Here is a 22,984-nt window from a genome sequence, read left to right on the forward strand (position 1 = left end):
TTTCTTATTTTACCCGTCGTGACGCAGATTACGAGCAGATCCAGTAATTGCATCATACTGACCCGCCGGGCGGAACTTCCATAGATAGTCTGGCAATACCGAACCCAATGTCACCGGCTGCAGATCCAAATCGGCAAACCCCATGGCACCCTCTGCGACCACATTATCGCGCTTCAGACCACGCAACTGATCGCGGGTCAGCACGCCGTTAGAAATAAGTTGGAAACTGGCAGCCTGCATCATGTCAAAGCCAAAAGCCATCGGCCAAGCAACGATGCCCGGCAATGAAACCACCAAACGACGACGGTGCACCACTGACAGCATATCCTGCATCAATGCGCTGAAACTCTTCACCTCTGGACCACCCAATTCGTAGACACCACCGGCAGCTTCGCCCAACAGACCTTTGACCGCGGCCTTAGCTACATCATCTGCAAACACAGGTTGAAACAGTGTCTTACCGCTGGCAATCGGCAATACTGGGCCTAGTCGGGTCATGCCCGCAAAGCGGTTAAAGAAGTTGTCTTCCGTGCCAAATACAACCGACGGACGTAGCACCATCGCATTTGGCATGTGCTTCAGAACAGCCGCTTCACCTGCTGCTTTGGTTCGACCATACGCGCTAGGCGCATCAGCATCGGCACCAATCGCAGACACATGCACCATATTGGCGACGCCTTGTTCCACAGCGATCCGAGCAATCCTGCCCGCACCTTCTGCATGGACAGCGTCAAAGGTATTCTTGCCCAGCTCATTCAAAACACCCACACAGTTCACCACGGCGTCGGAGCCAGTCATAACTGCCGCAACTGAAGCATCGTCGCGAATATTGCAAAATATTGGCTCGACCTGCCCCGGAACACCGTAAGGCTTTACGTGCATGGCTTCGTTAGGACGGCGAACCGCCACCCGAACGCGCCAACCTTCTTTGGCCATTCGGCGCGCAATGTAACGACCGACAAAACCAGACCCACCATAGATCGTGACCAGTTTGGACATCTTTTGGCTCCTAACTTTAGCTGTTGAACCGATCTACCGCCCCACGCCCCTGCAAACAAGGCGCAAAACACCGTGGATTGATCTCAAACACCCGGTTTTCCTCACACTCTGGATCAGAAGTTGCTCGCCCCGTCGGTGATCGACGGAAAAAATGGAAAAATCCATTTGACGCCCCCAGCGACTCGACCTATACGCGCCACACTACATCCGTGCCCAGATGGCGGAATTGGTAGACGCGCTGGCTTCAGGTGCCAGTGACCGCAAGGTCGTGGAGGTTCGAGTCCTCTTCTGGGCACCATCTATCCAACAGTATGACATGCATTTTCCCGTCGGATACGGTAGGAACTTCCGCTTCCACTTCCCAAATTTAATCCCCTTGCCTCTCGAAAATATCCGTTTGACGCCCTCCCCGACTCGACCTATACGCCCCACACTACATCCGTGCCCAGATGGCGGAATTGGTAGACGCGCTGGCTTCAGGTGCCAGTGACCGCAAGGTCGTGGAGGTTCGAGTCCTCTTCTGGGCACCAAAACACCCCCCATGGTTGCAATCCTAGAAAAAGTTTTAGCGTCACTTAATCTGTTTGATTTCAAAAAGTTGCCAAACTGGACTGATTTTTACGCAAAACTGGCCCGATGTTTCTACATGTGATTACCCCATGCTTCCCCATCGACCTCTGACAGGGAGAAGTTATTAATGTCCGAAAATGTAATATTACTCGCAATTGATGGCAGTAGCGGTGCGGAACGAGCGTTAGCTCACACCCGTCGCCGCGCTGAATTGGGTGGCGCCAAAGTGGTTGTTGCCTATGTGATCGAATGGTCCCCCTATTCGTTCAACACACCAGAAGAAAACGCAGAACGCCATTCCCGGCGTGAAAGTGAAATTGCCAAAGCACATGATTCAGTGATTGGCCCAGCGCTTAGCTATCTGACCGACGGGGGAATCGTCGTTGACAGCATTGTGCGGCATGGCAATCCCACGGAAACTTTGATCGCAGTAGCCAAAGAAACAAGTGCCGCTCAGATTGTAATTGGCAGACGAGGACAATCAGGCCTTAAATCACTGATTTTCGGGTCCGTTGCAGGCAACTTGATTCAGACTGCGCCAGTGCCGGTTATGGTTGTCCCATAGGTTGCAATTTCGCTTACACAATAATCTTTCATCGAAATTCGAGGAGTTCGGGATGAACCGAATCATCATTGCCCTTCTGGCAACCCTCGCCTTTGCCACTCAGGCACAGGCAGGAATAGACGAATCGATCAATGCCTTTACCGCCCCCATCGCCCAATTCGTAGGCACAGTTGTTTTCTTCAAAATCTCGGTTGCTGGTGCTCAGCTGCCCTTAGTGGTGCTGTGGCTCGTTATTGGCGCAGTGTTCTTTACCATTTACATGGGCTTCATCAACTTACGCGGATTCAAGCACGCGATCGAATTGGTTCGCGGCGACTATGCTGACCCAAACAACTCCGGCGAAGTATCCCACTTCCAGGCCCTAGCGACTGCCGTCTCCGGTACTGTTGGCATTGGTAACATTGGTGGTGTTGCCATTGCTGTGACCATAGGCGGCGCGGGCGCCACCTTCTGGCTGATCGTGGCCGGCTTTCTGGGTATGTCCACCAAATTTGTAGAATGTACACTAGGGGTAAAGTACCGCACCGAAAATCCAGACGGGTCTGTCTCGGGTGGACCAATGTACTACCTGCGCAAAGGATTTGAAGAACGCGGCATGCCAGGGTTTGGCAAATTCATGGGTACATTCTATGCTGTTGGTATCTTCATCGGCGCACTCGGCATCGGCAACATGTTCCAGTCGAACCAGGCCTATGTGCAACTGAACACCGTGGCTGGTGGTGCACTGGACGGTTACGGGTGGCTGGTTGGCCTCATCCTCGCCGGTGTGGTTTTCGCGGTGATCATCGGTGGCATCAAGTCCATCGCGCGCGTCACTGAAAAAGTTGTGCCATTCATGGCCATCTTTTACTGCTTCTTCGCCATCATCGTGATCCTGCTGAATTTCTCATCCCTTCCTATGGCAGTCAGCAACATCTTTACCGGTGCATTCACCGGCGAAGGCGTAGCAGGCGGTGCACTTGGCGCCTTAATCATCGGTTTCCAACGCGCTGTATTCTCAAACGAAGCAGGTATTGGTTCAGCCTCGATTGCGCACGCTGCTGTTCGAACTAAAGAGCCGGTGACCGAAGGTTATGTGTCACTGTTAGAGCCCTTTATCGATACTATCGTTATTTGTACAATTACCGCATTGGTAATCGGCACAAGTCAGGTGGCTGACCCCAACTTTGCGGGCGACGCAACAGGTGTAGCAATGACGTCAGCTGCGTTTGAGCGCCACATGAGCTGGTTCCCAGTTCCGCTTGCCTTTGCGGCGTTGCTGTTTGCCTTCTCCACGATGATCTCCTGGTCTTACTACGGGCTAAAGGGTTGGACCTACCTGTTTGGCGAAGGTCAAATGGGCCAGACCGTATACAAGGTGATCTTCTGTGCCTTCGTGGCCCTTGGTTGCATTGTACAGCTGGGTCCAATCCTGGATATTTCAGATGCATTGGTCTTCCTAATCTGTGTACCAAACATCCTGGGTCTGTACTTCCTCGCCCCAATCGTTCGGGCGGAAATGGAAGCCTACAAGGCCAAATTGGAAACTGGCGAAATCCGCAAGTTCGCCTAATAGGCAAAGACACTATAGCCCCCCGGCGTTGATTTGGCGTCGGGGCGCCCAAATACCAACCTCTTCCTCCTCCCCATTGAGTTGAGGATGTAAAAGGCCTATCTCCTGCATCAGTTTCAAATAATGATCAGGACTGCATCCCTTGGCCAATCATCTGTATCAAAACGACCTCCCCGATGGGCTTGACCTTGGCCCGATCGTTGCCATCGATTGCGAGACCATGGGATTAAACCCTCACCGCGACCGGTTGTGTGTTGTCCAGATGTCCGGCGGCGACGGCAACGCCCACATGATCCAGGTCTCTAAGGGCCAAACTGAGGCACCGAACCTGTGTCGGATGCTGGAAGACCCCAAGGTCCTGAAACTATTTCATTTTGGCCGCTTCGACATCGCAGCGATGTTCAACGCTTTTGGAGCTCTGACGGCACCGGTCTACTGCACCAAGATCGCCAGCCGCCTGATCCGCACCTACACGGATCGTCACGGGCTAAAGAATTTGACCCAGGAATTGATCGGAGTCGATATTTCAAAACAACAACAGATGAGCGACTGGGGGGCTCCCAAACTGACCAAGGCACAGCTCGATTACGCCGCTTCAGATGTGTTGCACCTGCACCGCCTCCGCGAAGAGTTAAACAAACGCTTGGCCCGCGAAGGCCGCACCGAAATGGCCCAGGCCTGTTTTGATTTCCTACCAATGCGCGCCAAACTTGATCTGGCTGGCTGGCCCGAAACCGATATTTTTGCCCACTCATGAGCAATTTTCAGAACATAGCCCGCCGCGTCATCAACATCGAATCACAGGCTCTTCAACAGCTGGCCGATGGATTGGACGACAGCTTTGACCGTGCCGTTGATACCCTCCTGAACGCCACTGGCCGGGTGATCATTTCTGGCATGGGGAAATCCGGACACATTGCCCGCAAGATCGCAGCCACTTTGGCCTCAACGGGTACTCCAGCACATTTTGTACACCCAGCCGAGGCCAGCCACGGTGATCTTGGTATGATGGCCAAGGGTGACGTTGCCCTAATGCTGTCTAATTCTGGGGAAACACCGGAACTAGCCGACATGGTGGCCCATACCCGTCGCTTTGGCATTCCGCTGATTGGGGTAGCTGGCCGAGCGAGTTCGACTCTTTTGAAGCAGGCAGACGTAGCACTGGTTTTGCCACAAGCACCCGAAGCTTGTGGATCTGGTATTGTACCCACAACCTCTACCACCATGACACTTGCCTTGGGTGATGCGCTCGCTGTCGCTCTTATGGAGCACAGGGAATTCACCCCCGAAAACTTCCGGGATTTCCATCCCGGAGGGAAGCTGGGTGCTCGATTGTCCAAAGTTAGTGACTTGATGCATAGCGGCACAGCGCTGCCCACGGTTTCTCCAGGCGCACCAATGTCAGATACCCTGATTGAAATCAGTCAAAAAGGCTTTGGCGTGGTTGGTGTAACTGCGGATGACGGGCGATTACTGGGGATTATCACAGATGGTGACCTTCGCCGTCACATGGATGGGCTGTTATCACTAAACGCCACCGACGTTATGACTAAAGATCCTACTACAATTGCACCCGGCGCACTGGCTGAAGAGGCGGTTGCAATTATGAATCAGCGCCATATCACCTGTTTGTTTGTCGTGAACCCAGACAACGGCCAGAAAGCTGAAGGGTTACTGCACATCCACGACTGCCTTCGTGCAGGCCTGGGCTAAGGCTAGAAGGGCACTGAATATGGATCGCTACTCCCGCATGGTGGCATTTCTAAAGGTGTTGTTACCGCTTACGGCACTGGTTCTTTTGTCCACCCTGTTTTTGATTTCACGCGGAGTGGACACTGACGCAACTATTCCTTTTGCCGAACATGAAATCGAAGAGCGCATGCGCGGCCAGCAAGTTACAGCGCCATTTTTTTCCGGCACCACGGCCCAAGGGGACGAAATCACCGTCACTGCAAGCATCGCCCGACCAGGCGGTCTTGCAGCTCCAGCAGTGGCTACGGATCTGCAAGCAGTCATCAAAATGGCAGATGGGGGTCGCCTTACGCTGACTTCAAACAGCGGAGAAGTGTATCTTGACAAGGATATAGCAAGCTTTTCCGGCGATGTTGTAATCACCTCCACTTCGGGTCTTGAAGTAACAACTGACCTACTGAACGCAACCCTCAGCGGTATATCTGCCAACAGCCCTGGTCCTGTGACGGCAACAGGCCCAATAGGAGTATTAAATGCTGGCAGCATGCAACTGGAAACAAAAACTCAAGGTGGGCCGCTGCAAATGCTATTCAATAACGGGGTAAAACTGGTATACGATCCTCAAAAATCAGAAAGATAACTTGTGTCATATTTGCGTACCCTGATCTTCTGCCTGCCGCTGGCCTTCATTTCGGGCCTGGCGACGGCCCAATCTACCTCGATTGCCTTTGGCACGATCAAGGCGGATCCATCGCTACCAGTCGAGGTCACCTCCGACACACTTGAGGTCAACCAAGTCGATGGTTCGGCGCAATTTCTGGGTAGTGTTTTGGTGGTACAGGGTGTGATGAGGCTATCTGCAGACAACGTTCTCGTGATCTACAAGCCTGAGCAAAAGGGAATTGACCGGCTTGAAGCTACTGGCAATGTCATTCTCGTCAACGGCCCCGACGCCGCAGAAGCCGAACGTGCTGAATATACCATCGACAGCGGCACCATTGTGATGAACGGTAATGTATTGCTCAGTCAGGGAAATAGCACCCTTGCCTCCAGTCAGATGGTAGTAAACTTGAATTCTGGTACCGCCCAGATGTCAGGCCGCGTCAAGACCATCCTCAACCCCGACGGCAACAACTGATGGCGAAACCGACTCTTACCGTTACGTCAGGTTCGTCCGGTCTAAGGATCGACAAGCTACGCAAGTCCTACAAGAAGAAGGTGGTAATTCGCGATGTCACCATGACCCTGGATAGAGGAGAAGTCGTAGCCCTGCTTGGCCCTAATGGCTCCGGCAAAACCACCAGTTTTTACTCTATCGCTGGCCTCGTTTTCCCTGAAGCAGGGACGGTGACAATCGACGGCCAGAACGTCACTACACTCCCTATGTATCGCCGGGCGCGATTGGGTATTGGCTATTTGCCTCAGGAAATGTCGATTTTTCGCGGTTTGTCAGTTGAGGACAATATTTCGGCAGTGCTCGATATCGCAGTTCCACACGCCCACAAGCGTCGCGAGCGGTTAGAAGAATTGCTGTCGGATTTCTCGATTGAACATTTGCGTCGCGCCCCCGCGCTCGCTTTGTCCGGGGGAGAAAGACGCCGGGTCGAAATCGCGCGCTGTCTCGCTGCTGAACCCAAATACCTGCTGTTGGACGAACCCTTTGCTGGTGTCGACCCAATTTCAGTTGGGGACATCCGCCATTTGGTCGCTGATTTGAAGAAACGCGGCATCGGTGTGTTAATTACCGATCACAACGTGCGAGAAACTTTGGAAATTGTAGATCGCGCATATATTTTGCACGACGGGCAAGTACTCATGTCTGGCACACCCGAAGAAGTGGTTGAGAATGAAAACGTTCGCCGTGTCTACTTGGGCGACAATTTCCGTATTTCCTGACCTGCGGTACGTTCCCACCTTTCGGCCAATTCCCGCCAAATTGGGTAATGCTCCTTAGCGTTGTTGTCAGGTTTGCCATTGACTCTCCTTCTTTCTTGGCATCGAATTGACCTATGGCAATAGATCAGCTTGATGCAATTCTCGACCTGACCTTGGAAACAAGGACCGGTTGGATGCAACCAGAAGATCAGCCTATTTCCCCCCATCCTAAGCTGAGTGAACCTTTCGGACCCGGTCCGGTTGGAGCTTTGGATGTCCATACGTGAAGGAGATCACATGCGTTACCAAATCAGCGGAAAACAGATCGACATTGGCTCGGCCCTGCAAACTCATGTGCAGACCGAACTTGGCGAGGCCGTGGCAAAGTATGCACAGCGCCCTACCGACGCCACCGTCGTCTTTTCCCGTTCGGCGCATGAATATGTGTGCGAAACCACCGTGCATCTTTCGACTGGACTGACCGCCCAGGCCAAGGCGCACGAAACTGAGATCTATGCCGCCTTTGACAGCTGCTGCGAAAAAATGGAGACGCAGCTGCGCCGGTACAAGCGCCGCCTCAAAGACCATCACCGTGACCGAAGCGTGCCTGTTGAACTTTCGGCTGCCAGCTCTTATATCCTCGCTTCAGAAGATACACAGACCGAGGACGAACCGTCTTCGCTACAACCCATCATCGTGGCTGAGCTAGAGACAAAAATTCCTTCTTTGTCGGTTGGTGAGGCTGTAATGCAGATGGAACTGGCGGGTGCCCCGGTGCTAATCTTCCGCCAAGAAGGACAAGATGGGCTGAATGTGGTCTATCGACGGGACGACGGCAATATCGGCTGGATTGATCCGTAACTATTAGAACTCTAGGTGCCCTTCGGGGAACCCAAGTGGAGCACAGGGCAATGCAACTTTCCAACATCCTCAAGCCAGAGGCAGTCCGAGTCATTAGTTCGGCCTCTAGCAAGAAACGGCTGTTTCAGGAAATCGCGGATGTGGCCAACTCGGCCTATTCCCTGCAAGCTCTCGCAACCGTCGAGGCCTTGCTTGACCGTGAGAGCCTCGGCCCGACTGGGGTTGGGCATGGTGTTGCCCTGCCCCACGCCAGGATAAGCGGCGTCGAAGAGGTCATCGGTGTCTTTGTAATTTTGGAAAAACCGCTCGATTTCGGCTCAGTTGACCGCCAGCCTGTGGACATCGCGTTTTCACTTTTGGCCCCCGAAGACGCAGGTGTTGAACACTTGAAGGCACTTGCTTTGGTATCACGAACCCTGCGCGAGCAAAGTTTTTGTACGAAACTACGCGCCAACCCCGATGCTGCAACGCTCTATACTATTCTTACCGAAAGCCAATCGGTTCAGGCAGCCTAGTTCCCCAAACCCCGGATGATCGCTGAGATTTGGGTACTGTCCCAGACCTAATTCTGAATGCTACCGCCAAGGGCCAAAGCCAAACATCAAGTAGTCTCGATGGTAGATTTTGGCCACTTTTTGCTCCAACGCGGCATCATATATGTCTTCCAACGCGTAGGGCGAGTCTTTTGCAGCCGCTACCAACTCACCGGGTTCCATCCGCCCAACGCGACGCGCCAGATGCGGCAATTCTTCAGCAAGCTCCTCCTCACGGAACACGAAATCCGGCACACTCAAGTCGGAAAAACCTGAAATTGCCTGCGACTGGCTGGCCCAGGCAGAATCAACCCGAATTGCCGTCTGACCTGCCAAATTGACACGCAGGAACTCCAAGAATCCCTCAAACGCAGCGCGATGATCAACAATTGAATAACTTGCATCAGGCGCATTTTTGGGCAACGGAACCTTGAATTTCCGACGTAGGGTCTCGCGGATTTTTTGGTAATTATTCGGACCCGCCGACAATATTTTTTGGCAGAACACTGTATGCGCTCGAGCCACAGGATGGCGTAGTACAGTAAAACTGCGATATCCGGGATTGCCTCGCCGCCATAACCGCAATTGTTTTTGGTTCATCTTACTAATCAGCCCGTCTGCCGCAACGCGATCCAGCCCCGCCAGCCAGTTAATCACCTCTGCATCGGGGCCACCTTTGATCGGCATGAACAGCAGCGGTGTTACCACACCAGCCACATAACCAGGAACTGCAGGGCCGCGACGAGGTTCAAAGTTTGGCGTGCGTGACAGATTGAAACGGTCCATGCCTGACAGCGCCGTTTCCATTTCTTCTACGTTGGCCACTTTGGCTGTAACGGGTGCGGGATTCTGACGCTTCAAACTTTCGTCCAGTGCCTCCAGTCTCTCATCCAGCCCCAACCAACACGCTAAGCCGTTCATCACTTCGACGCTCGGTAAATCCTCATAGGCAACATAAAACGGAGACTGCCCGCTCTTTTGTAAGCGGTTAAGCAAGAGCACTTGAAAGTCCTGCAAGGCATCAACGTGATGCGCAAATTCTGCGCCATCGAACTCGGCCAACGCCTCTTTGCGGCGCGTCACATTTGTCAGCTTCCACTGACCAGTCGCTACAGCAATTTTCCAGGACACATAGCTGTCCAGCGGATTTCGAGTCAGGATTATTTTAGCACATCGCGGGTCTTCTAGAGCGATATCCAACACACGCGAGTCGTGATCATGGAAGTATCGAAAACCGCCCAACGTCCCGGTTTGAGACTTTATCTCATCGATCAAACGCGCGGGGTCGTTGTCTCGATCATCCTGATTAACTCCCAAGATTTCCGTAGAATTTGGATAGCCAATAAAGTGCGGGTTAAAAGCCTCACCATGGCAACAAAGACCAGAAAAACTATTCAGATTGGTCTCCAAAAAATTGGAACCCGTCCGCATTTCGGCAAAAACAATAAAGTAATCAAACTTGTCTGTCATAATGGATCATCGCACCAAATAGGGTTTACGAGGTGGTTTCGGCATGTTGACCGGTCCCTGCTCAACAGGGAAGTCGCCCATCAAATAAGGATGCATGCCCTGATTTTTGAGGTTTTGAAGAAACTGACCAAACCCATCCAGATCCAACATTGTCGGCGCCTCGCTTAACCGGCGTTGCTGCAACAGACCAATTTCATCGACAATGGTTTGAATAGGCTCCATGGGTGCCTCAATGAATTCTGCCATTGTCCAAATCCGAACCCGCGCCTTGGTGTAATGCGACCGTAAGACATTCAAATGCTTGCTCTCGATCCGTTGCAACCTTGCGGCCTCTTTTCTGAGATCGGCAAAATTGCGGTTCGACTTGAACAACGGAACGGCCCAAGCCCCTGAGATGACCGAAACCTGTGCATTCGGATCACGCGCAACCAACCAGTTGATTTCCTGATTGTCACCGGGCCCGAACTGAAAACACTGCCGCTCTCCACGAGTGTTCCAAATTAAATTCGTAAGGAAGCTATCAGCATTATAATCGCGGGTTTTTGGATTATCGGTCAGCGCTCCGTTTAGCAAAACTTGACCCTCTGCAAACTCAGCCCGTTCAGGCGCAAACAAGTGCCCATGAACGCGGGTACCGGTGGCTCTTGCCAACCAAGGTTCAAAGTCTTCGAACAGTTCCGCAAACCCCTGAAACATGGAATATGGATTCGAAGTTATCCCATTTTCAGCGCCGTGCCGTGGTACCCGACTTTGCATATACAACCCTTGTCGGCCGCGGGTCCGTCGCTCTACCGCCTTTGCAAAAATGCGGTCAATTTTGCCTGGGTTAGGCTCAGTTCTCTTCATCGCGCCGGCCTGATCGGTCAGGAACGCCTGATACAACCGCCCAGCTCTTGGCCAGATTTTGCGAGCTACAAAACAATCAGATCTGCGAAGCAACTGCAAATGATCATCGTAGAAAATATGTGGCTTACCTTGAAAATCAAACTTGGACAGTGTCAGTGACCGGCTTTCGATATTACCAGAGTATTGTCGAACTAAGGTCTGGTAGTAACTTTCATCGGGGATCCATACCTTTTGGAAATACCGATCATAAATTGCCCTGTCTGGATCTTGTAAAATCGCTGACAAAGTCTGCCGCGTCAAACACCACCATTGGCTACCCATATGCGGAACAAGACCAGCAGGAATCTTGCGCTTCATCCCAATTTTACGTTGCAGATCAACATAACGGTCAAACAGAAGCCGGTGTTTTTTCCATGAAAACGGGAAGCGAAGGGTAAACCGTTCAACATCCAAGCCACCAACGGTCCAGGGAACATCAGCAGTTGTGGCGCTCTCGATAAAATCAGTGCGCGGCCTTGCTGCCAGATAGTCAATCAGCTCTTGCACCGGTCGCAATGGCAAACAAGACCCTGATGCCAGAAAGACGTGGTGGACGTTTGCGAACTCTCTCAACATAAGTTCTGAGGCACTTTGCGAAGCTGCTACAATCCCCCAGGTCCCCCATTCACAGCGATGGCGTCTGGAAAACCGCACCAAAGGATCATCTGCGAGCGCAGAAGCAAAGGCACGATACGTCGCGTTAGGGACATTTCCGTCTACGTGCAACGCCACCGGACAACCACCAGCGGTCCAATGACGGGCCACTTGCTCAGCCCGATCAAGTGCCGTGTGCACCAGCATGACGACACCAACAGTACTCACGCCCAGTTTCCTTTGGACATCAAGCCCAGGATCTCTATCTGGCGCCAGTTGATATACTTCTCACTCCATTTACACCACAGGTCAGGTTGACCCTGCATAGTATCTGCATAGGCCTTATATTCCGCAGATTGGGCATAGTGTTGGTTACGCGTCACTTCCTCAATTGCCTTGGCGGTAAAGGTATCCAGGAATTTTGTATGTAGCAGTGCTCCACTGGCCTTTTCACCACCATTGGTTTCATAAACCTGGTTCAGCCCGCGCGGTAGCAGCGCATGTGTCGAGCTGACATAAGCATAACGGCGGTCCCATTTCACCAGTGGGATCTTGTTCAGTGCCGGTGCTTTTTCTGGTTCGTCTGCAAAAAACACCCGACGCCGGGGGCCGCCTTGGATCCACAAGTTTCCATAGGTTGGATTTTTCTTGACCGAATAGTTTCCGCTGTCAAACCAAGGAGCTATTTCCAGTGGGTTTTGACCCGCGCTATAGGGGACTTCGTCGATCCTTCCCTTCGGGTAAACATCGATTAACATCGCCGAAAAACTGCGGATATCAGAGTTATCCAACCAATCTGTCAAAGCACGAATTGGCCGTGTATCGCAAAAGGGGTAGATAAAAAACTCATCCGGATCGACGACCAAGGTCCAATGCCCATGCGCAAACTTGCGCTTCAGGTGGTTCATCCAATCGACACCAAACGTTGCCCGTCGATAGCTGGCTGTAGTATGCCACAACGAGACATCCTGCTGCCCACGCAGATATTCTTCAGTGCCGTCCGTACTGTCGTTATCTACGAACAGGAAATGATTGACCCCTAACCCACGATAGTAATGTAGGAAGTACGGTAGCCGGATCTTCTCATTGCGCACTGTGGAAACCAGCAGAATGTCCTCAGGTCGAATGTGACTGGTGTTGTTCTGCACAACACGCAGTTCGTTGGACTTTCGCATCGCCCTTACAATGCGCCGCTTCCGCCGCACTCGCATCCGGTATGAATCCCAAAGGCTCAACGTTTAGTCCATCCACAAGTCAAGAGAAACCCGCCCGATTTTCAAGCACGCGCCGCCCCATATTTTTAGGCAGTATGTCATGGATATCTTTCTATAATCAATGGACTTAGAATCTGAGAATGCGCCGTTAACTCTCACACGCTCAACGCCATTTCCCCCTTGTCATCATGCCTAAGGCTTCAAGCTGCTGCCACCCCTGATACTGAACTGATCGGGGGCACCACAGATCTGGTCCCGCAGTTAGCTGATCATAGTAGTCGCCATATCGATCCGTATGCGTAAAATGTTGCTGGCGAATCTTCTCCTCAGCGGACTTAGCGACCACTTCATCCAAAAATTTGCTGTGCAAAAACACGCCAGTAGGCAGATCCAACCTCGCATCAAATACCCCGTTCAGATGTGCAGGCAAAGCTATGTGAGTAGAACTAACGTAAGCAAAGCGACGGTTCCAACGAACCAGCGGCACTTTATGCAAATGTGGCGCGTGGTCTGGGTCCTGCTGAAAAAACACCCGCTTACGTGGGCCACCCCGGATGGAAACATGACGATAGCGATCCAGATATTCCCAAGTGTACCCATCCACATCGAACCAGTTCAACGTTTCAAACGGGTCAGCACCCGCTTGATAGCCCTGAATGCCGAGAGGTCCTTTGGGATACATATCCAGCATCAGCGCACCAAAAGCCGGTACACCCAGTTGATCAAGCCAGTTGGTTAGATCGCGAAGAGTCCGGGTGTCTACATGCGGATATGTCAGTATTTCGTCTGCATCTGCGGTCAGGCACCAAGCCCCATGCCCATAGCGCATTTGCAAGAACGTTAGCCAATCTACTCCAAACCGAGAATCTCGGTAGCTTGCCTTGGTGCTCCAGATCGAAACATCCGGTTGCTGGGCTAGATAGTCGGCTGTTCCATCGTCACTGTCATTGTCCACAATAAGAAAATGAGACACTCCGATCAGTCTGTAGTGCTCCAGATAGTGGGGCAGTCGTGTGATTTCGTTACGCATGGTTGCAAAACATAGAATTGGCTCACCAGTGATATCGCTTGTGCGATCCATCCTGATGTTCAATTGATGCCGAGCACGCCACGACCGCCACAACAAATGACGTCGGCGCCACCGCATGCGGTAAGCGGCGGCGGCAGTTGCAACCGATTTGGCTGAGGCGCCCTGCCGATTCATCCTAGGCCTCGTAGTGGCCTGTTTTGTGCCACTTCCAAGCGTCGTGAATCATAGTTTCCAATGTTGATCGCCTTGGCTCCCAACCCAGTTCACTTGCTGCACGTGTCGACCCCGACACCAGCTTCGTGCAATCACCAGCACGACGTGCGCCGGTGTTACAAGGGACATCTTTCCCTGTCACGACTGCGGCCTTATCCATCACTTCACGGACTGAAAATCCGGTACCGGTCCCCAGATTAAACACCCGACTTCCTTTGCCATCCTGCAACCATTTCAAGCCTAGTACATGCGCATCCACCAGATCACAGACATGTACATAATCGCGAATGCAGGTTCCATCAGGCGTGTCATAATCGGTACCAAAAATCGTCAGGGAATCATGTTTGCCGTCAATTGCATCCAATACTAATGGCACAAGATGTGTTTCAGGACGGTGGAATTCGCCTACCTCAGCCTCAGGATCAGCCCCAGCCACATTAAAGTAGCGAAATACAACCGAGAGCAGCCCATGAGCGGCCTCAAAATCGGTCAATATATCTTCAACCGCTCGCTTGCTGGCACCATACGCATTCAGCGGCAATTGCGGCGTATTTTCGTCCAACACCACATTGTCATGCTCACCGTAGGTGGCACAGGTCGATGAGAAAACAAAATCTGTAACGCCAGCAGCAACTGAGGCCTCGATCAAATTCAATGACCCCCCAACATTGTTTGCCCAATAGCGCCCAGGTTGGCTCATCGCTTCCCCAACTTGGCTGAGGGCCGCAAAATGCATTACCGCTGTAGGTTGGTATTTGGCAAACACCTGATCCAATCGCACGCGATCATTCAGGTCACCTTGTTCAAACGGGCCGAATTTTACTGCGTCTTTCCAACCCGTTACCAAGTTATCATAGACGACAGGCGTAAACCCGGCCTGTTTCAATGCCTTGCAGGCGTGCGAGCCGATATAGCCAGCTCCACCCGTTACTAAAACATGTGCCATCGCAATTGTGCCTTCTGCCTACAATTCGCCAGAATTTAGCTTATTCCGCTGCTTTGGTCACCTGAGAAATGCTTTCTAGGTACCGACTTAGATCATCGCGCAAATCATCGCGCGCCAATGCAAACGCAACTGTGGCCTGCAAAAATCCCGCTTTAGAGCCGCAATCAAAGCGCTGCCCACGAAACCGGTAACCAGAAACAGGCACGTCCGTACCAATATCTTTTGCTATAGCATCAGTCAGCTGAATTTCTCCGCCAGCCCCCGATTTGATCTTGTTCAGGTTCCGCAATACAGATGGCCCAAGAATATAACGGCCTATCACAGCCAGGTTCGACGGTGCGTCTTCTGGTTTGGGCTTCTCAACCATACCTTTGACCGAAACGACGGAACCCGTATCTTTCTCGATGTCCAACACACCATAAGACGAGGCCCGTTCGGGTGGCACTTCCATAGCGGCAACCATATTGCCGCCTACCTCTTCGTAGGCTTCAACCATTTGTTGCAGACAAGGGGTTTCAGCAGCAATCACATCATCAGGAAGAATAACCGCAAATGGTTCATTGGCGATCAGTCGGCGCGCGCACCAAACGGCGTGGCCCAAACCCAGAGCACGGTGCTGCCGAAGGTAAGCGATAGCACCCGAATCCATATAAGTGGACTTCAGAATATTCAAAAGTTCATCTTTGCCCTTTTTGCGCAATTCTTGCTCCAAAACAGGTGCGTGATCAAAATAGTCTTCCAGCGCCCCCTTGCCACGGGAGGTTACAAAAATGAATTCTTTGATACCCGCAGCGCGCGCCTCATCAATGGCGTATTGCACCAAGGGGCGATCCACTAAGGTCATGATTTCTTTGGGTACAGATTTAGTCGCCGGAAGGAACCTAGTCCCCATACCAGCCACGGGAAAAATAGCTTTCGTTACTTTTTTACGCATAATAGGCTCTCAATATCTTACTCTTCAGACACGATCACAACCGTGCAGCAAACGTTGTATGTGTTGGCCAAGTCGAAATAAAATTGAACAGCGGTCAAAATCTTAGCCGCATCAACTCAATAAGTAGCTCAGCGTATACACATTCCAACCACCGTTAACATAGGCATATTGCCATCGTGTTACCGCATTTTACTATGGATGCCCCATCTCCCGCATCATCTTCTCAAGCCGCGGTACATCTTCGGGATTGTTCAGCTCCCAAAACTGCCTGCCCCGTGCATCCACTTCAACGCATAGCAACGTGCGACCGTGTTCCATGAACCGTAACTGCTCCAATCCTTCCAATGTTTCCAATGGTCCGGCTTCCCAGCGTGGGTAGGCGCCCAGCGCCGATGGGCGGTAAGCATAGACCCCTACATGGTGAAACACGGGCGTCGCCTCGTCATCACTGTATACCCGAGAGGTGAAGGGCACCACTTCTTTGGAGAAATACAACGCGTGCCGGTCCTGAGTGAAGACTGCAGTTGTGCCACCCACTCGATCTTCCTTGCGGTCATCCAAAAATCCATTCAAGGCGCGACCATCACAGCGCAGCACCGGAGTGGCAACTTCAGCCATCGGATCGTCCTGCAAACCCTTAATCAAGTCCTCGACGAACCAATGTGGCGTCAACGGCGCATCTCCTTGCAGGTTCACCACTACATCAAAGCCGCCACCCAACGCATCAAAAGCCTCTGCGCACCGCTCTGTACCATTGACGCAATTTGATGAGGTCATCACCACTTCAGCGCCAAAACTTTGTGCTACAGCCTGAATTTGATCGTCATCAGTAGCCACAACCACCCGGTCGACGCCAGATACAGCTGTCGCAGCCCTCCATGACCGTTCGATTAATGTACGTTTTTCGCCGGTGGCCCCGGTCAATTCAACCAAGGGTTTCCCAGGGTAACGGCTCGATGCATAGCGAGCGGGAATGACAACAAGAACAGACATCAGGCTTCCTTCAACTCAACGTCAGGAGCATAGGCAATAAAGAACGGGTTAGCGTAGTCATCCTTACCATACACCAACGGCGTGTGGTCATCGAACCGTACCACTTTTCCGCCAGCTCCCGTTAACACAGCGTGCCCTGCAGCCGTATCCCATTCCATGGTTCGACCAACGCGAGGGTAAATGTCTGCTTCACCAGTAGCGACGAGGCAAAATTTTAACGAAGACCCTGCGCTCTTACTGTCTTTGACATTGTATTTATTGATGTAGTCATCCGTTGCCTGATCTCGGTGCGATTTTGACGCTACAACCTCTAAAGCATCATTGTCAGATTTCCGAACCGATATCGGCTCTTGCATTGCTATATGCTCATTGAACTCAATTGGGTGAGTGTCAGCTCCAGCAACCAGCACTTCCTCAACTGTTTGCCCTTCCGGCCCAGTGTAAAATAGCCGATTTTTCGCCGGAGCATAAACAACTCCGCGCGTCGGCACGCCTTTTTCTACCAGCGCAATGTTAACAGTAAAGTCGCCACGACGGTGAATGAACTCTTTTGTCCCGTCCAACGGGTCAACAATCAGAAACGTGTCACCTTTGATTTTATGTGAGTCCGCCTGCTCTTCTGTCACCAACGCCATCTCTGGGAAAGCAGCCCGTAGACCACTCGAAATCAACGCATCCGCCGCCTCATCCGCCGCAGTTACCGGGCTATCGTCAGATTTCTGCTTCACGTCAAAATCATCCGAATTGTAGATTTCCATAATTTTATTGCCCGCCTCGATAGAAAGACGACGGATCACGGGAATAAGATCATTGTAGTTCACCAGAATACTCCACTGCACAGGATTTGTTGAAAAAACACCTTTTCCCTTATATGCTGGCGTAGCAACGGAACAGCAAGAAATCCGTGCTAGTTTGAGCAGAGTATCACTGTCGCAGGTCCCATGTTTTACCAAACCACAAAACCGTCAGCATTTTCCGGCTTCCTCTCAATGTGTGAGGTGGTCTTTCATTCAATCGTGCGCAGCGTGCGATCTAAGCACAACAATGCATTTATGGCGCTTGGGCTGAACCTTTTGCAGACCATTCTGATGGTTGCAGCCTTTTATGTGATGTTTTCGGTGCTGAACATGCGCGGGTCCGGTGTTCGCGGTGACTTTTTGCTTTATGTGATGTCCGGTATTTTTTTGTTCATCACCCACACAAAGGCTGTCGGCGCTGTTGCAGGTGCTGAGGGGCCCAGCAGCCCAATGATGCAACACGCCCCGATGAACACAATGGTGGCTATTTTGTCGGCAGCCATTGGATCGCTGTATATTCAGGTTCTATCTCTGTTCATCATACTGTTCGCCTATCACGTCGCCATCACTCCGGTTCACATCGAAGAACCGATCCCCGCCTTTGGGATGTTGCTATTGTCATGGATATCCGGCGTTGGGGTTGGCCTGATTCTTCTCGTGATCAAACCTTGGGCTCCAAATTTTGTAAGCATTGTTACAACAGTTTACCAACGCGCGAACATGATCGCATCTGGCAAGATGTTCCTTGCAAACATGCTGCCATCTTACATGCTGTCGATGTTCGATTGGAATCCTCTATTCCATTGTATCGATCAGGCACGGGGTTATATTTTCATCAACTACAATCCCCATAATAGTAGCTGGGAATATGCTGCTTGGGTGTCGCTAATCCTGATCATGATCGGGTTGATGGGCGAATTTTACACGCGCCGTCATGTCTCGGCCAGCTGGAGTTCGCGTCGTTGAAACGCCTCGCTTTCACTTTACTACTTGCCTGCATTTCGGCCTTGTCAGCATCCGCACAAGAATTGCCAGCTTTGCACAACGTGACAGGTGTTGCGAGTAACGACGTCCTTAATATTCGCAGCACGCCCAATGCTTCATCCACCATCATCGGCTTTCTTGGGCCAGATCAAAATTGGGTGGAAGTCATAAGGAGTGATTCTTCCGGGAAATGGGGGTTGGTGAATACGAACGAGACATCAGGCTGGGTCTCTCTTCGTTACATGGTCCGTGTCCAAGCGGGATCTTCGCTCGATCTAGAACAAAAGCTGTCTTGCTCGGGTACTGAGCCGTTCTGGTCCTCATCCCTAGACGGCACCCGAGCATTTCTTGATATCAATGGAGAAATCACAGACTATTTCCTGGTAGCGCACAACCGCGTTGAAAACCGCAATCACAAGGCTGGCTTTAGCGCCAGATCAAGCGCGGACCCACGAAACACGCTTGCCGGCATCATATCCGCGCAATCCTGTAGTGACGGGATGTCGGACCGGGAGTACGGTGTTTCGGTAGACCTGTTAATACAGCAGGGCATTGATTTCAAAACAATAACTGGGTGTTGTTCTCTGCAACCTTGACGTTACACACCCTTCCAACGATTCAGCAGCCAGTACCATTGATCAGGGTGTGCTCGAATACGTTCTGACAAGCTGTCATTAAACGTCTGCGTCATGGTTTCCGCATCACTATGTACAATTGGCGTTTCATAGTTGACTTCAAAGTCACTGCCATCACCGATGCGGGTTCCATAGGCAGGAACCATGGGCAAATCATACTTTAGAGCCAGCTGTGCCGCTGCGAGCGACGTCAGTGCCGGATGGCCTAGAAATGGCAGTTTGGCCCCGTCAGGGTGCTTTTCATCCAACAAAATTGCAACCACTCCACCAGCTCGTAGATGCCGAACCAACGTCTTGGTACCAACTCGCCCGGTTTCCATAATTGGCAACCCGCCTGCTTCGATTCCAGCCAAAAGTCGTCGCTGATAATGCCGGTTGCTTTGGCGGCGATACACCGCCCCGACTTCGATGCCACGCGCTTTAAGAGAGGCGCGCACAGCTTCCCACTGGCCAAAATGACCAGACACGATAATAGCGCCCTTGCCAGCAGCTTGCGCTGCCTCAATCGCATCCAATCCGGGACCTGAAACATGAAAACGGTTCAAACGAGTGTGGAATTCTGCGTTGTGATAGATTTCGAACAGGGTTTGACCCATGTTCTTCCCCATCTGACGTCGCAAAGAATTGCGCTCATCCCGGGTCATTTCAGGAAACACCCGCTTCACTTCGCGGTTAAAACGACGTCTTGCAATCGGGAACCAGCGCATCACTCCGCCGACCGCACGCCCGAGAGCAGCCGAGCGTGTCTCAAAAGAACGCCGACGGGATAAGGTCAGCATAGACCAGAGAGGGACATACCTGACATGTTGCCAAGCGTATTTGACCGGACGAGTAATCATGCAGTCTATATGGTTAGTTTCACGGCTTGCGCCAAGTACCCCTTCGGCAAGTTTCCGCCACGTGAGGTGATCAAGTCACCACCCTCAATGTCAGGTTGATTCGCCCGCCTTTGGGCAACAGTCGAGAAGACTTAAAACGGATCCGATCCACACCGTGATAGGTCAGTCGTGCCTCACCGCCCATCACAACCACATCTCCCGAACTCAGCCAAAGAGATTCGCTCTTACCGCCTCTCGTTTGATTGCCGATACGAAATAGTCCATCATCCCCTAGGCTAATGGACACCACTGGATAGGAGAAGTCTTCCTCATCCTTATCCTGGTGAAGCCCCATTCGGGCGTTTTCGCCATAAAAATTTAGCAAACAACACTCAGGAGATCGCTCAACACCGGTAAGTTTCCGCCAAATCGCTAATACCGACTCAGGGATATCTGGCCATACCTGCCCCTTGGGATGGGTTTGCGAATAACGATATCCGGAGGCATCGGAATACCACCCAAACGCACCTGCCGAGGTCATGCGAACCGACATTTGACCGCCTCCCGGCACCGTCGGTGAAAACAACGGTGCGGCTCTTAATACGGGCCGAAGGGCTTCGATCAGCGCTCGCTGTGCCGCCACATCTATAAAGCCTTTGTGAATTTCAAACCCACGCAACCGCAGCAAGGTCATCGCCATTCACCCATTCTTAACCAACCCCATTCAAAAAACCCTCAAGATTCGCATAAACCGGTGCCATGTGACGGTTGCAGGGCTCATTTCTGCTCCCTATATACGCCGAGACGCACAATGGTGTAGGCCATTGCGCACATGAATCGGGGTTTGGATGCCGAAACGGGTTCTGACCTCGGGTAATCGCCTTATGAAGTAAAGGGATCAAATAGTATGAGCAAAGTTATCGGCATTGACCTGGGTACCACCAACTCTTGTGTGGCTATCATGGACGGATCGCAGCCTCGCGTTATCGAAAACGCAGAAGGCGCCCGCACAACACCTTCGATCGTTGCATTCACTGACGACGAGCGTCTGGTTGGCCAGCCCGCAAAACGCCAGGCCGTCACCAACCCTGAAAACACTGTTTTTGGTGTCAAACGCTTGATCGGCCGCCGCAACAACGACGCAGCCGTCGCAAAAGACAAAAAGATGGTTCCCTTTAACATTGTTGACGGTGGCAATGGCGATGCGTGGGTAGAGGCGCAGGGTGAGAAGTACTCCCCTTCGCAAATCTCAGCCTTCACACTGGGCAAAATGAAAGAAACCGCTGAGAGCTATCTTGGCGAAGAAGTCACACAGGCGGTCATCACCGTTCCTGCGTATTTTAATGACGCTCAGCGTCAGGCCACCAAAGACGCCGGCAAAATTGCTGGTCTCGAAGTACTGCGCATCATCAACGAGCCAACTGCGGCTGCGTTGGCTTATGGCATGGACAAAGAAGAGACCCAGACCATCGCGGTTTATGACCTTGGTGGCGGTACCTTCGATGTAACCATCCTGGAAATCGACGACGGACTGTTCGAAGTCAAATCGACAAACGGTGACACCTTCCTGGGTGGCGAAGACTTTGACATGCGCATCGTCAACTACCTGGCTGACCAGTTCAAAAAAGAACACGGCGTTGACCTGTCCAAGGACAAGATGGCTCTGCAGCGTCTGAAAGAAGCCGCTGAAAAAGCTAAGATCGAACTGTCCTCGGCCAGCCAAACCGAAATCAACCAACCGTTCATCTCGATGGGCAAAGACGGTGCTCCGCTGCACTTGGTTCTGAAACTGACCCGCGCCAAGCTGGAAAGCCTGGTTGCAGATCTGATCAAAGCTTCGCTGAAGCCTTGTGCTGCAGCACTGAAAGACGCAGGCCTGTCTTCCAACGACATCGACGAAGTTGTTCTGGTTGGTGGTATGACCCGCATGCCGCGCGTCATCGAAGAAGTCAGCAAGTTCTTTGGCAAAGAACCACACAAGGGTGTGAACCCTGACGAAGTTGTTGCCATGGGCGCCGCCATTCAGGCCGGTGTTCTGCAAGGCGACGTTAAAGACGTTGTACTGCTGGATGTGACACCACTGTCGCTGGGCATCGAAACTATGGGTGGCATCTTTACCCGCCTGATCGACCGCAACACCACGATCCCGACTAAAAAGTCGCAGGTATTCTCGACCGCCGAAGACAATCAGAACGCCGTGACGATCCGGGTGTTCCAGGGCGAACGTGAAATGGCTGCCGACAACAAGATCCTTGGTCAGTTCAACCTTGAAAGCATCCCGCCAGCGCCACGTGGCCTGCCACAGATTGAAGTGACCTTTGACATCGACGCCAACGGCATCGTGTCAGTGGGCGCCAAAGACAAAGGCACCGGCAAGGAACAGCAGATCACTATTCAGGCTTCAGGTGGCTTGTCTGACTCTGACATCGACCAGATGGTCAAAGACGCTGAAGAGAACGCCGAGGCCGATAAAGAGCGCCGTGAGCTGATCGAAGCGAAGAACCAGGCCGAGAGCCTCATCCACTCAACTGAAAAGTCGATGGAAGAGCACGCTGACAAGGTGGATCCAACAACCATCGAAGCCATAGAACTGGCCATCGTTGCGTTGAAAGACGAGATTGACACGGACAACGCTGAGAAAATTAAGTCCGGCATCCAGAACGTAACCGAAGCGGCTATGAAGCTGGGTGAGGCGATCTACAAAGCTTCCGCAGCAGAAGAGGGTGACGAGCCCACAGCTGCCGATGCGGGTCCCGTTGACGACGATATCGTTGACGCCGACTTTGAAGACCTGGACGACGACAAACGCGCCTAAGCAACTAAC

23 protein-coding genes and 2 tRNA genes are annotated in these 22,984 nt (G+C 52.1%); 14 read left to right on the forward strand and 11 right to left on the reverse strand.

The window, feature by feature from the left end:
* Positions 1–9: 9 nt before the first annotated feature.
* Positions 10–999: a complex I NDUFA9 subunit family protein gene (locus GO984_RS12005; protein WP_157022759.1), complete on the reverse strand. Its 990-nt coding sequence runs from the start codon at positions 997–999 to the stop codon at positions 10–12.
* Between the two features lie 211 nt (positions 1,000–1,210).
* Between GO984_RS12005 and GO984_RS12010 the strand changes: the two genes are divergently transcribed.
* From GO984_RS12010 to GO984_RS12060, 11 genes are all read left to right on the forward strand, one after another.
* Positions 1,211–1,297: transfer RNA gene (locus GO984_RS12010), tRNA-Leu, on the forward strand.
* A gap of 145 nt (positions 1,298–1,442) precedes the next feature.
* A tRNA-Leu gene (locus GO984_RS12015) sits at positions 1,443–1,529 on the forward strand.
* A gap of 167 nt (positions 1,530–1,696) precedes the next feature.
* Positions 1,697–2,134, forward strand: a complete 438-nt coding sequence (locus GO984_RS12020; protein ID WP_157022760.1) for a universal stress protein — start codon at positions 1,697–1,699, stop codon at positions 2,132–2,134.
* Between the two features lie 52 nt (positions 2,135–2,186).
* Positions 2,187–3,686, forward strand: coding sequence for an alanine/glycine:cation symporter family protein (locus GO984_RS12025; protein ID WP_157022761.1), 1,500 nt, complete (start codon positions 2,187–2,189; stop codon positions 3,684–3,686).
* Between the two features lie 142 nt (positions 3,687–3,828).
* Positions 3,829–4,443, forward strand: a complete 615-nt coding sequence (locus GO984_RS12030; protein ID WP_157022762.1) for a ribonuclease D — start codon at positions 3,829–3,831, stop codon at positions 4,441–4,443.
* A complete protein-coding gene (locus GO984_RS12035; RefSeq protein ID WP_157022763.1) occupies positions 4,440–5,399 on the forward strand; it encodes a KpsF/GutQ family sugar-phosphate isomerase in 960 nt (319 codons plus the stop codon). The genes GO984_RS12030 and GO984_RS12035 overlap by 4 nt, the downstream gene beginning before the upstream one ends.
* A 19-nt stretch (positions 5,400–5,418) precedes the next feature.
* A complete protein-coding gene (gene lptC / locus GO984_RS12040; protein ID WP_157022764.1) occupies positions 5,419–6,018 on the forward strand; it encodes an LPS export ABC transporter periplasmic protein LptC in 600 nt (199 codons plus the stop codon).
* Positions 6,019–6,021: 3 nt separating this feature from the next.
* Positions 6,022–6,516 (forward strand): LptA/OstA family protein, encoded by a 495-nt coding sequence (locus GO984_RS12045; RefSeq protein ID WP_167740310.1) that lies wholly within the window; start codon positions 6,022–6,024, stop codon positions 6,514–6,516.
* Complete coding sequence (lptB, locus tag GO984_RS12050; RefSeq protein ID WP_157022765.1) at positions 6,516–7,274, forward strand: LPS export ABC transporter ATP-binding protein; 759 nt, start codon at positions 6,516–6,518, stop codon at positions 7,272–7,274. Before GO984_RS12045 ends, lptB begins: the two co-directional genes overlap by 1 nt.
* A gap of 276 nt (positions 7,275–7,550) precedes the next feature.
* Complete coding sequence (gene hpf / locus GO984_RS12055) at positions 7,551–8,114, forward strand: ribosome hibernation-promoting factor, HPF/YfiA family (protein ID WP_157022766.1); 564 nt, start codon at positions 7,551–7,553, stop codon at positions 8,112–8,114.
* A gap of 50 nt (positions 8,115–8,164) precedes the next feature.
* Positions 8,165–8,629: a PTS sugar transporter subunit IIA gene (locus GO984_RS12060; protein WP_138162772.1), complete on the forward strand. Its 465-nt coding sequence runs from the start codon at positions 8,165–8,167 to the stop codon at positions 8,627–8,629.
* 60 nt (positions 8,630–8,689) lie between these two features.
* On the opposite strand, the gene GO984_RS12065 is transcribed toward GO984_RS12060, so the two are convergent.
* From GO984_RS12065 to cysQ, 8 genes are all read right to left on the reverse strand, one after another.
* A complete protein-coding gene (locus GO984_RS12065; protein ID WP_157022767.1) occupies positions 8,690–10,117 on the reverse strand; it encodes a sulfotransferase family 2 domain-containing protein in 1,428 nt (475 codons plus the stop codon).
* A 6-nt stretch (positions 10,118–10,123) separates the two neighbouring features.
* Positions 10,124–11,824 carry a beta-1,6-N-acetylglucosaminyltransferase gene (locus GO984_RS12070; RefSeq protein WP_167740311.1) on the reverse strand — a complete coding sequence of 567 codons (1,701 nt, stop codon included), beginning with the start codon at positions 11,822–11,824 and terminating at the stop codon, positions 10,124–10,126.
* Entirely contained in the window at positions 11,821–12,807 is a 987-nt protein-coding gene (locus GO984_RS12075) for a glycosyltransferase family 2 protein (RefSeq protein WP_157022813.1), read from the reverse strand. Before GO984_RS12075 ends, GO984_RS12070 begins: the two co-directional genes overlap by 4 nt.
* A 166-nt stretch (positions 12,808–12,973) precedes the next feature.
* Positions 12,974–13,891 carry a glycosyltransferase family 2 protein gene (locus tag GO984_RS12080; RefSeq protein ID WP_342448081.1) on the reverse strand — a complete coding sequence of 306 codons (918 nt, stop codon included), beginning with the start codon at positions 13,889–13,891 and terminating at the stop codon, positions 12,974–12,976.
* Between the two features lie 124 nt (positions 13,892–14,015).
* On the reverse strand, positions 14,016–14,999 hold the full coding sequence (galE, locus tag GO984_RS12085) for a UDP-glucose 4-epimerase GalE (protein ID WP_157022768.1): 984 nt from the start codon (positions 14,997–14,999) through the stop codon (positions 14,016–14,018).
* Between the two features lie 40 nt (positions 15,000–15,039).
* Positions 15,040–15,933 carry a UTP--glucose-1-phosphate uridylyltransferase GalU gene (gene galU, locus GO984_RS12090; RefSeq protein WP_157022769.1) on the reverse strand — a complete coding sequence of 298 codons (894 nt, stop codon included), beginning with the start codon at positions 15,931–15,933 and terminating at the stop codon, positions 15,040–15,042.
* Positions 15,934–16,125: 192 nt separating this feature from the next.
* A complete protein-coding gene (locus GO984_RS12095; protein ID WP_157022770.1) occupies positions 16,126–16,926 on the reverse strand; it encodes a 3-deoxy-manno-octulosonate cytidylyltransferase in 801 nt (266 codons plus the stop codon).
* Positions 16,926–17,747 (reverse strand): 3'(2'),5'-bisphosphate nucleotidase CysQ, encoded by an 822-nt coding sequence (gene cysQ / locus GO984_RS12100; protein ID WP_167740312.1) that lies wholly within the window; start codon positions 17,745–17,747, stop codon positions 16,926–16,928. The genes GO984_RS12095 and cysQ overlap by 1 nt, the downstream gene beginning before the upstream one ends.
* Before the next feature lie 120 nt (positions 17,748–17,867).
* On the opposite strand from cysQ, the gene GO984_RS12105 reads away from it, so the two are divergent.
* Together GO984_RS12105 and GO984_RS12110 are read left to right on the forward strand one after the other, a co-directional pair.
* Entirely contained in the window at positions 17,868–18,689 is an 822-nt protein-coding gene (locus tag GO984_RS12105) for an ABC transporter permease (protein WP_157022771.1), read from the forward strand.
* Positions 18,686–19,303, forward strand: coding sequence for an SH3 domain-containing protein (locus GO984_RS12110; protein ID WP_157022772.1), 618 nt, complete (start codon positions 18,686–18,688; stop codon positions 19,301–19,303). The genes GO984_RS12105 and GO984_RS12110 overlap by 4 nt, the downstream gene beginning before the upstream one ends.
* Positions 19,304–19,305: 2 nt before the next feature.
* Here GO984_RS12110 and GO984_RS12115 read toward each other — a convergent pair whose 3' ends face one another.
* Positions 19,306–20,121, reverse strand: a complete 816-nt coding sequence (locus GO984_RS12115) for a lysophospholipid acyltransferase family protein (RefSeq protein WP_245231084.1) — start codon at positions 20,119–20,121, stop codon at positions 19,306–19,308.
* A gap of 130 nt (positions 20,122–20,251) precedes the next feature.
* A complete protein-coding gene (locus GO984_RS12120; protein ID WP_157022816.1) occupies positions 20,252–20,854 on the reverse strand; it encodes an alpha-ketoglutarate-dependent dioxygenase AlkB family protein in 603 nt (200 codons plus the stop codon).
* 213 nt (positions 20,855–21,067) lie between these two features.
* On the opposite strand from GO984_RS12120, the gene dnaK reads away from it, so the two are divergent.
* Positions 21,068–22,975 carry a molecular chaperone DnaK gene (dnaK, locus tag GO984_RS12125; protein ID WP_157022774.1) on the forward strand — a complete coding sequence of 636 codons (1,908 nt, stop codon included), beginning with the start codon at positions 21,068–21,070 and terminating at the stop codon, positions 22,973–22,975.
* The last annotated feature ends 9 nt before the right edge of the window (positions 22,976–22,984 follow it).

The organism is Parasedimentitalea huanghaiensis, from assembly GCF_009753675.1.
In the GTDB taxonomy this organism is placed as follows: domain Bacteria; phylum Pseudomonadota; class Alphaproteobacteria; order Rhodobacterales; family Rhodobacteraceae; genus Parasedimentitalea; species Parasedimentitalea huanghaiensis.